At 49.7% G+C, this 12,579-nt stretch carries 8 protein-coding genes; all 8 read left to right on the top strand.

What is annotated here, in order from left to right; all coding sequences use genetic code 11:
- The first annotated feature begins 359 nt into the window (after positions 1 to 359).
- The 8 genes from EQU24_RS08400 to EQU24_RS08365 all read left to right on the top strand — a co-directional run bounded on the left by EQU24_RS08400 (position 360) and on the right by EQU24_RS08365 (position 12,280).
- A complete protein-coding gene (locus tag EQU24_RS08400; RefSeq protein ID WP_017839912.1) occupies positions 360 to 1,922 on the top strand; it encodes a Re/Si-specific NAD(P)(+) transhydrogenase subunit alpha in 1,563 nt (520 codons plus the stop codon).
- A 9-nt stretch (positions 1,923 to 1,931) separates the two neighbouring features.
- Positions 1,932 to 3,323, top strand: coding sequence for a Re/Si-specific NAD(P)(+) transhydrogenase subunit beta (gene pntB, locus EQU24_RS08395; protein ID WP_026130081.1), 1,392 nt, complete (start codon positions 1,932 to 1,934; stop codon positions 3,321 to 3,323).
- A gap of 702 nt (positions 3,324 to 4,025) precedes the next feature.
- Positions 4,026 to 5,090, top strand: a complete 1,065-nt coding sequence (locus tag EQU24_RS08390) for a response regulator (protein WP_017839913.1) — start codon at positions 4,026 to 4,028, stop codon at positions 5,088 to 5,090.
- 81 nt (positions 5,091 to 5,171) lie between these two features.
- Complete coding sequence (locus EQU24_RS08385) at positions 5,172 to 6,497, top strand: serine hydrolase domain-containing protein (RefSeq protein WP_014149094.1); 1,326 nt, start codon at positions 5,172 to 5,174, stop codon at positions 6,495 to 6,497.
- Positions 6,498 to 6,510: 13 nt separating this feature from the next.
- On the top strand, positions 6,511 to 7,344 hold the full coding sequence (locus EQU24_RS08380) for a substrate-binding periplasmic protein (protein WP_017839914.1): 834 nt from the start codon (positions 6,511 to 6,513) through the stop codon (positions 7,342 to 7,344).
- Between the two features lie 7 nt (positions 7,345 to 7,351).
- Positions 7,352 to 8,140: a substrate-binding periplasmic protein gene (locus EQU24_RS08375; RefSeq protein WP_017839915.1), complete on the top strand. Its 789-nt coding sequence runs from the start codon at positions 7,352 to 7,354 to the stop codon at positions 8,138 to 8,140.
- An 8-nt stretch (positions 8,141 to 8,148) separates the two neighbouring features.
- Entirely contained in the window at positions 8,149 to 10,461 is a 2,313-nt protein-coding gene (locus EQU24_RS08370) for an ATP-binding response regulator (protein ID WP_017839916.1), read from the top strand.
- Positions 10,462 to 11,092: 631 nt separating this feature from the next.
- Positions 11,093 to 12,280, top strand: coding sequence for a polysaccharide deacetylase family protein (locus tag EQU24_RS08365; protein WP_017839917.1), 1,188 nt, complete (start codon positions 11,093 to 11,095; stop codon positions 12,278 to 12,280).
- Positions 12,281 to 12,579: the final 299 nt, after the last annotated feature.

Raw genomic sequence — 12,579 nt, 5'->3', positions numbered from 1 at the left:
TGTCGATAGCTATTGAAATGCACTGGCGAATTGCCTATGCTCCGCAAGCGGAGTTTGAATTATACCCATCGTAGATCAAAATTCGGCACCGGGGTGTCTCCGTCAAAGGACGCCGTGAATACGTCCCTGTAGGCTCTCTATACCGGCTCCATGCTGGCAAAGCCTTTGCCGGACACCCCCGCGCCTCTTTAGGCAATGTCGAAATTTCAAGTGCGAAAGGTATAAGTCCGCATTTCATAACGCTCGACTCGATTCACGGCACATCAACAACGATATTGCCCTATAAGCCCACAGGTCTAATCGGTCAGTAGCCCTCATACCGGGACGATGTGCTTAAACAAAAACAAAAAGGAAGCACTATGAAAATTGGTATCCCTAAAGAAGTACACGAAGGTGAAAAGCGCGTCGCGACGACGCCCGAGGCCGCCGAAAAAATCATAAAGCTCGGCTTTTCGGTCGCGGTCGAATCCGGCGCGGGTCTCGGTGCCGATATTTCCGATGACGCCTATCGAAAAGTCGGTGTCGAGATTGTCGATAGTCCCGAAAAAATTTGGGAGGACTGCGATCTGGTCATGAAGGTACGTCCGCCGCAAAAACATCCGAAACTCAAAAAAGACGAAGCCGAATTGCTCAAGGACGGCGGTCATTTAATCAGTTTTATTTGGCCTGCACAAAATGAACAATTAATGCAGAAGCTGGCCGCGAAAAATGCCACGGTACTGGCGATGGACAGCATTCCCCGAATATCTCGCGCGCAAAAAATGGATGCGCTCAGTTCGATGGCCAACATTGCCGGCTACCGCGCAGTGATCGAGGCGGCTCAACATTTCGGCCGCTTCTTTACCGGCCAAATCACCGCGGCCGGTAAAATTCCACCCGCCAAAGTCTTGGTCATCGGCGCCGGCGTTGCAGGGCTTGCCGCGATCGGTGCCGCAAAATCGCTTGGTGCGATCGTCCGGGCTTTCGATACCCGCCCCGAAGTGAAAGAGCAAATCGAAAGCATGGACGCCGAATTCTTGATGCTGGATTTCGAGGAAGAAGGCTCCGGCACCGGCGGCTATGCCAAAACCATGTCCAAGGAATTCATTGAAGCCGAAATGGCCTTGTTCGCGCAACAAGCCAAGGATGTCGACATCATCATCACGACCGCTTTGATTCCCGGAAAACCGGCACCTAAGTTGATTACCAAGGCAATGGTCGAGTCGATGAAATCCGGCAGCATCGTCGTCGATTTAGCCTCGGAGCAAGGCGGCAACTGCGAACTCACGCAAAAAGACAAGGTCGTTGTCGAACACAACGTCACGATCATCGGCTACAGCAATCTGCCCAGTCGCTTGGCCAATCAATCCAGCCAACTCTATTCTACCAATTTAAGACATTTGTTGACCGACCTTTGCCCGGAAAAAAACGGACAACTCAATATCGACATGGAAGATGAAGCGATACGCGGCGCCACGGTCATCAAGGAAGGCAAGATTACCTGGCCGCCGCCTCCGCCGACATTGTCTGTCGTGCCGAAAACAACGGACGATACCAAAGTCCCGGCCGTCATCGAGAAGCCTTCAGGATTGCCGATACCGCAACCGGTTAAACAACTGCTACCGCTGATTCTCGGAGGCCTGGCGCTGTTCAGTGTCGGATCGGTCGCACCGGAATCGTTCATGTCGCATTTCACCGTGTTCGTGCTGGCCTGCTTCATCGGTTATCAAGTGATCTGGAATGTCTCGCCGTCGCTGCATACGCCGTTGATGAGCGTTACCAATGCGATTAGCGGCATCATCGTGATAGGCGCGTTGATCCAAGTCTCGGCGCCGGGCTTTTTGATGACGTTATTGGCGGGTCTCGCCGTGTTGGTCGCGTCGATCAATATCGTCGGCGGCTTTGTCGTAACGCGCCGTATGTTAGAAATGTTCAGGAAATAGGAAGGTCCCATGTCTCAAAGTCTAGTTTCAATGTCTTACATCGCGGCGGCCGTTCTGTTTATCTTGAGCCTGAGCGGACTCAGCAATCAAGAAACCGCCCGTCGCGGCAATTATTACGGCATGGCCGGCATGACCATCGCGATCTTGGCCACGGTGCTGAGCGATTCGGTCACGGCCTATGTCACGCTGATCATTGCCTTGCTAATCGGCGGTACTATCGGCGTCAAAGCCGCTCTGAAAGTCGAAATGACGCAAATGCCGGAATTGGTTGCGATCATGCATAGCCTGGTCGGGCTAGCGGCGGTTCTGGTCGGCTACGCGAATTTTATCGAGGAAGGCACTTCCCTTTTCGGAGTCGAAAAAACGATACATGAAATCGAAATTTATGTCGGCGTGCTGATCGGCGCGATTACGTTTTCCGGTTCGGTGATCGCATTCGGAAAGCTTAGCGGCCGTATCGACGGTAAACCGCTAATATTGCCCGCCCGGCACTGGCTTAATCTTAGTCTGCTGATCTTGGCTATTTTGTTCGGCAAATGGTTTCTCGCGCAAGCCGAAACCGGCGGCGGCATGCTTCCGTTACTGTTGATGACGGTTATCGCGCTGGCCTTCGGTGTACACATGGTCATGGCGATCGGCGGCGCGGATATGCCGGTCGTTGTTTCGATGCTGAACAGTTATTCCGGATGGGCCGCAGCCGCGACCGGTTTCATGCTTAGTAACGATTTATTGATCGTTACCGGCGCGTTGGTCGGTAGCAGCGGCGCGATCTTGAGCTACATCATGTGCCGTGCGATGAACCGGCATTTTCTCAGCGTGATTGCCGGCGGTTTCGGTACCGGTAGCAGCGGCGCGGCGGCTGAAATCGTCGGCGACGTCAATCCGATCACGCCGGAAGAAACCGCGCAATTGCTGATGTCGGCAGGACACATCGTGATCGTTCCAGGCTACGGCATGGCAGTCGCACAGGCGCAGCATACCGTGTTTGAAATCACAAAACTGCTCCGCCACAAGGGTAAGAATGTGCGCTTCGGTATTCACCCTGTCGCGGGACGCATGCCCGGCCACATGAATGTACTGCTGGCCGAAGCCAAGGTCCCTTACGACATCGTTTTTGAAATGGAGGAAATCAACGAAGACTTTCCCCATATCGATGTCACGCTGGTGATCGGCGCAAACGATATCGTCAATCCGTCGGCGCTCGACGATCCGAACAGTCCGATCGCCGGCATGCCGGTTCTTGAAGTCTGGAAGGGTCAAACGACGATCGCGATGAAGCGCAGCATGGCCTCGGGCTACGCCGGCGTCGGCAATCCCTTGTTCGTGATGGAAAACACCCGCATGCTGTTCGGCGATGCGAACGACACGCTGCAGGCGGTTTTGAAAGCGTTGAGCGCTTAAAAAAAGCGGGGGCCTAACTCCCCATAAGCGCCAACTTAGTGCCTATTCTATGGTGCGTTTATGGCTTTATTCGTCATATTGGTATGGGTTGTCGATATCCATGTTGCATGGATGCGGTGCTACGCATTGCCATCCTTGGCCCTGGATTCCGCCAATCCCTGGCGGAATGACGCGTTCCTTCCTTAAGTTGGCGCTTATGGCCTAGCTCCCTAGCCGGACGGAGTCTTTGCTCCGTCCGCTTCAACCGAAGACGGCATGATTTTCCGCGCCTACTGTCGAGGCAACACATGATGTCCAATAGAATTATTTTGTCACTCCGGTTCATCTTCCTCTTCGTTTCAATCGCGATGATTTACGAAGTGGTGAGCACTCGATCGCATTTATTTTAAACCACTAGACTGCTGCTTGTTTGTTAGAATAATGCAATATAAATTGTAACTATTCAGCGCATGCGGTAGGTTGGTGTCAGGCATTGATTTCTAAGGACGCGTGAATACATCCCTGTAAGCTCTGACTGCAACGTCCTGTTGCAGACAGCCTTATAAATCAATGCCTGACACCTTCTCATACATGACTTATGCTGAATAATTACTATAAATTAAAACTTCTTGCAAAATAGACAAACGGCCTCCCCTGCTTGCATTAGGATTATTTGCATGGCTCGACGCTCCCTTAACAAATTAAGGTTCAAGGTGATTTATCATGGACGTGAAGAACGTAGATATATTAATTGTTGACGATACCCCCGCCAACCTCCACTTATTGGCCAGTATTCTTAAGGAAGAAGGCTATAAAGTCAGACCTGCCGCAAATGGTGAAATGGCTTTGGCGGCCATTGCTAGCAGGGCCCCCGACTTGATCCTTTTGGACATTAAAATGCCCGGCATGAACGGCTTTGAAGTTTGCGCACGCTTGAAGTCCGACCCGTCCACACGCAATATTCCGGTACTATTCATCAGCGCCCTAACCGACGTCACCGATAAACTCAAAGCCTTCAGTGTCGGTGGACTGGACTATATTAGTAAGCCCTTCCAGTTCGAAGAGGTCAAAGCGCGCGTTTCCACGCATTTGCAGTTGAAAGAACTGCAAAATCAGATGGAACGAAAGATCGAGAATGGCGTGCGAAGGATTCAACAACTCAACCGGGAAATTATCGACACGCAGCGCGAAGTCATTTTAACGCTGGGCGAAATTTGCGAAACGCGCTCTCACGAAACGGGCCTGCATGTCAGGCGCGTGGCCGAGTTCAGCTATTTGCTCGCGCAACTGCGCGGCTACGAAGAAGCGGAATTGATCAAACACGCCTCGCCGATGCACGACATCGGCAAGGTGGCGATTCCGGATCATATTCTAAACAAACCCGGCAAACTGACTGCCGAAGAATGGAAGATCATGAAAACCCATAGCGAATTGGGCTTTCAAATGTTATCGGTTTCTAATCGACCGCTATTGCGCATGGCGGCAATCATCGCGCAGCAACATCATGAGAAATGGGATGGCAGCGGCTACCCCCTGGGCTTACAAGGCGAAAATATTCATATCGCAGGCCGCATCACCGCGATCGCCGATGTCTTGGATGCCCTTGGCCACGAGCGCTGCTATAAACCGGCTTGGGCAATAGACGACATACTGGATTTTTTTAATGAACAAAGAGGCAAACACTTCGACCCGGTACTAATCGATTTGTTTATGGAAAATCTCGATCAGTTCTTGGCCAAGATAGAATTTTTTAAACAATTAGATCGATTCGACGCGACCATCGTTTGAGGCCGAAGCATGCCTTTCGCACTTCACACTTCGGCACCGACACTCCATACTCTGAACGCACAAAAACACAAGAGAAACCTCATGCTTTCAGCATTAAGACTATTGATTGCCCTACTCCTAACGCAAACTCCGGCTTTCGCTAAAGAAATCGCACTCCCCGTTCCTCCCGAATCTGTCGGTCTATCTTCGCCGCGATTACAGCATATCAGCCGTTTAATCGACCGGCATATCGACGAGAAAAAGATCGCCGGCGCCGTCGTACTCGTCGCGCGTAAAGGCGAGATCGCCTATTTTCGCGAAGCGGGACAAGCCGGCACCGACCAGGCCATGCAAAAAGACACTATTTTTAGAGTGGTGTCGATGACCAAACCGTTGACTAGCGTGGCGACGATGTTGTTGTACGAAGAAGGCAAGCTATTGCTGTCCGATCCCGTTTCTAAATACATCCCCGAGTTCAAAGATCCCAAGGTATTGGAAATGCAACCGCCCGGCTCGGCATCCGAATACAAACTGGTGCCTGCAAAACGGGAAATAACCATTCGCGATCTCCTCAGCCATACTTCCGGCTTGCTATATCTGTTTCCTAATAACTATTATCATGAACGAAACCGGCAGTTAGTGGTCGATTTCTACAAAGAAGCGGGGATTACCGACGGTTTTTGCCGGCCGAACGAAACGATTGGCGACATGGTCAAACGGCTTGCGCGCTTGCCGCTTTATCAGCATCCGGGCGAACTTTGGGAATACAGTCTCGCCAGCGACGTGTTGGGTTATCTGGTGGAAGTCGTATCCGGCATGCCGTTCGACCGATTCATGCAACAACGCATTTTCGATCCGCTAAAAATGCACGACAGTCATTTTTATTTGCCCAAGGAAAAAATGCACCGCCTGGCTTCCGTTTGGAAAAGCGATTGGCAAGGCTCCTTGGCTCCCGCCCCCGACAAGATGCTTGACGGCGATCTAGCCCTATGTCCATCCGATGCACTGGCCTTATCCGGAAAATACCTTACCGGCGGCGCCAATGTATTGTCCACGGCACATGACTATTACCGTTTCGCGCAAATGCTGCTCAACAAGGGCGAACTGGACGGCGTGCGCCTGTTGAGCCGTAAAACGGTGGAGTTGATGACCGCTACCAACCATATCGGCCATTTCGATGCGGACTTCTTACACGGGCCGGGCTGGAAATTCGGCTTAGGCTTCGCCATTCAGCAAGACCGCGAACATGATGTCGATTCCGGCGATCCGGGCGTATTCGAATGGGCGGGCATCTACTCGACCCGCTTTAGCATTAACCCGAAAGAAGAAACCATTACAATATTCCTGTCGCAAACCTCGCCGTTCAACTTGCATTTCGGATTGTGGGATACCTTGCTGGTGTTGACCAACTCGGCCATTATCGATTAAACGAAGGACTGACATGAAATTCACTAAAAATCCGTTTCGATTGAGCATTGCGTTAATCGCAATCTTATTGTTTTCCGCCAACTCCTCAGCGACGGGACCTCGCATCAAACTCGACATGTTCACCGACAGCGCCAATGTCATTTACGCGCTTGACGGCCCGCCCTTGATCACGACCCAGCTTAGCGGGGGCGGAGTAGCGCTCGAACTCGTCAACACGATCATGGAAAGACAAAATATCCAAGCTCCGATCAATACCCTCCCTTTATCGCGCATGCTGAAATATTACATGTTTCAAGAAAACGCGTTGGCCTTGGTCGGCTCTCCGCTTAGCTTTACTGAAGACCAACAAAAATCACTGATTTTCATTCCGCTATTGCGCTTACAGGATCATTATTTTATTTACCGCCCCAATCAATCCGAAGGATTTCCGTGGTCGGGCGACCTTAAAGCTCTGGCCGGACGCGTCTATGGCGCGAACCCGGAGGAAGATGTCAGCGCTTACCGGCAAGCCGGTATTAAAACGATAACAGGCAACACACTCAACCTATTGGAAAGGTTGAAATCCGGTTCGGTCGATTTCATCGGCGATACGGAATTGACCGTCGATTGGTTTCTCGATAAAAACTTATCGACCGAAAAGCCGCGTTTTATCAAGCTGGAACCCGCTGCGGGAGAGCGCAACTTATCCATTATTTTCAATAAAAAGCACCCGGAAGGCGAATCCTTGGCAAAGCAATTCAGACAAGGCCTCGATGCCATCATCGCCGACGGAACTTACCAAAAAATACTCGAACAGGCATTCGGCGAAAATAAAGCCGTAAGCACGTCCGTCTTACCTCTCAAGTAGATTGTCGATGCGTTGGTTTTTGTTATCGCTTTGGCTAGGCATCCCGATCGCGCGTGCCGATACCGATTTCGTCGTCATCGATGCGAATGAAAGCGTCCCCTATTGGTGTCGATTCACCCCCGAAGGAGGCATGGGCAGCGAGTTACTGCAAGCCATGTCGTCCGCCGCGGGCTTAACCACGCAAATTCGTTTCGTACCGCTGTCGAGAATGATTGAAGACCGGTCCAATAACGACTCGGGTAACCCCGAGTTTTTCATGTGGCAACAAGAGTTTGCCGCGATCATCCCGATCGCGATTTCGGAAATGTCGCTATTTTATTATCGCCCTCATCACTCTAAACCGCTGAAAGTCAAAGGCTTTGACGATCTCAAATCTTATAAGATCGGCGTTTTAAAAGGCATTTTGATCGACCGAAAAGCCTTGGAACAAATGGGGCTCACTTTTGAAAGCAGTTATACTCAAGCCTCCTTATTCAAAAAACTTAAAGTAGGCCGTATCGACTTGGTCATTGAAATCGATTTAGTAGGCCGGCAAATGATTAATCAACTTTATCCGGAACTTGCCGATGATTTCGTCCGCATGCCGCTATCCAATACCGTTTCGCCGATCGCGATCATGATCGATGCCAATTATCCGAACGCCGACAGTATTGCCGAACGTTATCGAAAAGGCTTAGCAAGCATTATCGCTAATGGCGAGTATCAACGAATCGTCGAACGTTATTATCCTGACAGCAAACTGCCGGACGGTTGGTTTGACAATTTGTACCGTTTCCAACAAATGTATGCCTATTAAGGCTCTGCATGAAATTCCGTTTAAAAAGCATCAAGTCCAGGCTCACCCTCTTACTGCTGACCATTGCCGTAATGGGTTTCGGCCCTTACGAAACTTACAACTATATCCAGACAAAGCAGCGTCTCCATGATGAACTGGAAATTTCGGCCGATAGGCAAATAAGGCGCTTGAAAGAAAGTCTCATCATTCCATTATGGGAAATGGACGACCATTGGATCGACAAATTAATCAACATCGACATGCTCAACGAGGATACCTATGCGATACAAGTATCCGGCGATGAGAAATTATGGGTCGCCCGAATCCGAAATGACGAATGGCAAGCCATTCCGGGAAATCGTCAACCGATCGACGGCAACTTTGTTTATCGCGAAGGCTCGGTGAAACAGGATGATATCGAAATCGGTCGAATAAAGCTTTATCTCAGTAAAAAGCGCTTAGATGAGCAATTGCAAGAGGCTCGATTGGTCACCACGATCAGGGGTCTAACGCTCATTTTTCTAATTGTGTTTTGTCTTCGTCTCGCTTTGGAACTGATCGTCGTAAAACCGATGTTACAGTTGCTTGACGTAGTCAAACGAATTGCCGCCGGCAATTACAACGTCACTTTTAACCAGAGGCTACATGGCGAGTTAGGATTATTGGCGCGCGGCATTCTGCAAATGATGCAAAATCTGCATCAGCGTGAAACGGAACGCGATATCGTTACCGCCGAATTACAACAAACCAACAAGAAACTGGCTCACGAATTACACGAGCATGCCAAGGCGCAAATCGCTCTGAAAGAACTGAACGAAACCCTAGAGCAGCGCATCGATGAACGTACCAAGGATTTAAATCGCACCAATCAATCCTTACGGGAAATCAGTCTTGCCTTCGAAAAAGCCAAAAATGACGCCGAATCGGCCAATAAAGCGAAAAGCATTTTCCTAGCCAACATGACCCATGAACTGCGTACGCCAATGAATGCCGTATTGGGATTTTCCAGGTTGATGCAAAGCGATAGCGACCTAACCGCCACGCAACGCGAAAACCTCGACATCATCAACCGAAGCGGAACTTACCTGTTGGAATTAATCAATCAGGTGCTGGACATGGCTAAAATCGAATCGGGGCGCATGATCGTCGAAAACGCACCTTTCGATTTAGGCTCCGTAATCCGCAACATCATCGACATGATGCAAGAGCGCGCCAAGTCGAAAGGCTTGCAACTACGTATCGACCAATGCTCGACCTTTCCCCGATTTATCGATGCCGACACCGCAAAATTTCGGCATATCCTGGTCAATCTTTTGAGCAATGCAATCAAATACACGAAACAGGGCGAAATCACCTTAAGGCTCAATGCGCACCGCCAAACCGACCGAGACGGTTTGATGTTGGTTTGCGAGGTTGAAGATACCGGGATTGGCATAGCCACCGAAGACATACCCTATATTTTTGCCCCATTCGTACAGCTAGGTTCTTTATCGGATCAACAAGGTACGGGCTTAGGCCTTGTCATTACCAAGCAATATGTCGAACTCATGGAAGGCGTGATTAGCGTTCATAGTCAGCCGGGAAAAGGTTCGCTATTTCGCGTCGAGATTCCGGTCGGCGATGTCGCCGAATCTACGATCGAAGACTTTCATGACTCCATCAATAGCCGCGTTATCGGTCTGGAACCCGGCCAACCCGACTACAAAATACTGATCGTCGAAGACAAAGCGGAAAATCGCTTGTTGTTGAAAAAAATATTGAAATCGGTCGGCTTTAACGTTATGGAGGCAACAAACGGACAAGAAGGCGTCGAGGCATTCAAACAGTGGCATCCAGATTTTATCTGGATGGACCGACGCATGCCGGTCATGGATGGAATCGAAGCGACTAAAACCATTCTAGCCTTGCCGGAAGCCGACAAGGTCAAAATCGCCGCGGTCACGGCATCGGTTTATTTGGAAGATCGGCAAGCTTTTTTGAAGGCCGGAGCCTGCGACATCGTTAACAAACCCTATCGTAACGAGGAGATTTTCGATTGCATGGCCAAGCATTTAGATGTGCGCTATTTATATGATCAAACCGAAATTAAAAGCGCTTCAAACGATGAAATGATTCAGGAAAATCTACTTGAAAAGCTCAAACAGCAACCCTTAAACTGGCTTAAGTCGTTGGAACTTTCCGCAATCGAACTGGATGTCGAGCAATGCCTCGAACTTGTCAAGAGCGTCGACACGGACGACACCGAACTTTCGGAGCAATTATTAGCAATAATTAATCACTTCGAATTTGACCGTCTATTGCAGCTATTAACAACAGTCCAACAAAATATGAAAGAGAGTTAGGATTGGATCACACTCCTTTCATACTGAAAAACCGTACGACTTGATTTATACCTTTCGCACTTGAAATTTCGGTAGCGCCGGAGGGGAGGCATCGGGTCGTCTCGGCAAAGGCTTTGCCGGAATGTAGCTGGCATAGAGCTTACATTGACGTATTTACGGCGTCCTTTGACGGGCACCCCGAGGCCGAATTTTCATCTACGATGGGCTTATTTTACAGGGCTGTCAGTTGCATCCCTACTTTCAAAATCATCGAACAATTTTTCAGAATGAAGGGCGCAATGAGGAGCCCAAGCCTTATTCTAAACATAAGGCCGTCAAGCTTGTTGCTTATTACGAAATGCCGGTGTTAAAGTACAGATAAGATTGATTGAATAAAGTCGCATGGCGTCTTAATAAAGGTAAGGAACGAGCATGAAATAACTTCGACAACTTCTGGGAGGGGGATCGGTGGCTCGATTGACAGCTGTCGGCGGCAGGGAAAGCCGCCGTCAAGCCTACATGGAAGTATTCACAGCGTCCTGTCAAGCGAGTCACCGAATCGCCGCAAAGCCTACTACTTGTAGCAGTTATTTTGTGCATATTCCTTAGTCAAATCAATTAACTGTCACACCACTTTTTAACGGTTACGCTTATGATCCATCATGCCCTAGCCTTACATTTCCACCAACCAGCCGGTAACCTTGAGTTTCTTTGGGAACATGAACCTTGGGAAGCGGAAAGAATTCTCTTTGCGCTTGACCGGATTCCGAGAACGCTTTGGCCATATCAAGGCTTGGGTAAAGTCCATATCTCGTTATCGGGAACTTTACTCGAAACTCTGTCGAACCCCTCTTTCCAGCAGCTCGTATACGGAAAAGTCGACTGCGGTACGTTGCTATGGTATCTCCAAAATGAAGAGATCATCAGAGTACTCGGCTCCGCTTATTACCACCCCGTTCTGCCCCTGATACCCATAGCCGATCGCGAGCCTCAGGTGGAGCGCTGGCTGGGTATAGGAAAACACCTCTTCAACCGCGAGAAATTTACAGGTTTTTGGCCGCCGGAAATGGGTTTCACGATGGAGATGATTCCACTACTCAAACGATTCGGCTACCGATATGTGTTTGTCGATAGCGAACATGTGGAAGCATTAACACCGATGAGCTGGGAAGAATTGCATTATCGGCCTCACATAGCCCGTAACGGCACCGATAGCATCGTAGTGATCGTCAGAGACAGAGATCTATCGAACGCTCAAGAGTCCGGGATGGACTACGGGTGGTTCAGCCGCGAGGTTCACGATAGAACCCGTTGGTGTAATTTCGAACCGTTAGTCACAACCTGTTCCGATGGCGACAATGGCGGCTGGTTCCGCGACACCTCGCCCCATAACAACTTCTGGGGCGTGTTCTATCAAGAGTTCATGGCTCAAGCCCAAAGCGGCACCGATGATATCCGACCTGCATTTGTGGAAGATTATTTGGACGAGCACGGTACCTATGGCGAAGTCTACATCCGCCCGGGCGCTTGGAATACCGGTTGGCATCATGGCCGCGACTTTCAACAATGGACCGGTTCGCAAGCTCAAAAAGACGCCTTGGCTCGTGTCCATGCGATCAGCAAAATCGTTCACGAAGTCCACTGGCAGAATCTAGAACAACAAGATACCAATCATGCTCTGGAGAAATTACTGGAATCCACGATGTGGCATTTGCTTCGTTCGGAAACGAGTTGCAACTTTTATTGGGGAGAAGCTTGGGTTCATCGTTGTCATGAAGACCTTAACGACTGTGTATCGACCTTGGAAGCCATTCACGAACTTCTTACCAATATAAAATGAACGATCAAGATCAGATCGCGCATTAAAAATTAGTCGCGATAAGCGAGAGCATTAAACCGATTGCCAAAAATAAACATACCCAAATGACTCAGGAAATTTGTTCGACTACAAAATCCGGAAATGAGCGCATATACCTTTCGCGCTTTAAACTTCGGGAGTGCCTGAGGAGGTCCCGGGTGCTCGGCAAAGGCTTTGCCAGCGTGGAGCTGGCATAGAGCTTACATGAACGTATTAACGGCGTCCTTTGACGGGCATCCCGGGGCCTAATTTTGATCTACGATGGATATAATTGCGCTCTG

It is taken from the genome of Methylotuvimicrobium buryatense (genome assembly GCF_005931095.1).
Taxonomy (GTDB): Bacteria; Pseudomonadota; Gammaproteobacteria; order Methylococcales; family Methylomonadaceae; genus Methylotuvimicrobium; species Methylotuvimicrobium buryatense.
This window is presented reverse-complemented; position numbering and strand designations above follow the sequence as displayed.

What these genes read in the sequence shown, in the direction of transcription:
- EQU24_RS08390 (WP_017839913.1), top strand. Translation starts at nt 4,026, where the DNA reads ATGGACGTGAAGAACGTAGATATATTAATTGTTGACGATACCCCCGCC.
- pntB (WP_026130081.1), top strand. Translation starts at nt 1,932, where the DNA reads ATGTCTCAAAGTCTAGTTTCAATGTCTTACATCGCGGCGGCCGTTCTG.
- EQU24_RS08380 (WP_017839914.1), top strand. Translation starts at nt 6,511, where the DNA reads ATGAAATTCACTAAAAATCCGTTTCGATTGAGCATTGCGTTAATCGCA.
- EQU24_RS08400 (WP_017839912.1), top strand. Translation starts at nt 360, where the DNA reads ATGAAAATTGGTATCCCTAAAGAAGTACACGAAGGTGAAAAGCGCGTC.
- EQU24_RS08370 (WP_017839916.1), top strand. Translation starts at nt 8,149, where the DNA reads ATGAAATTCCGTTTAAAAAGCATCAAGTCCAGGCTCACCCTCTTACTG.
- EQU24_RS08375 (WP_017839915.1), top strand. Translation starts at nt 7,352, where the DNA reads ATGCGTTGGTTTTTGTTATCGCTTTGGCTAGGCATCCCGATCGCGCGT.
- EQU24_RS08365 (WP_017839917.1), top strand. Translation starts at nt 11,093, where the DNA reads ATGATCCATCATGCCCTAGCCTTACATTTCCACCAACCAGCCGGTAAC.
- EQU24_RS08385 (WP_014149094.1), top strand. Translation starts at nt 5,172, where the DNA reads ATGCTTTCAGCATTAAGACTATTGATTGCCCTACTCCTAACGCAAACT.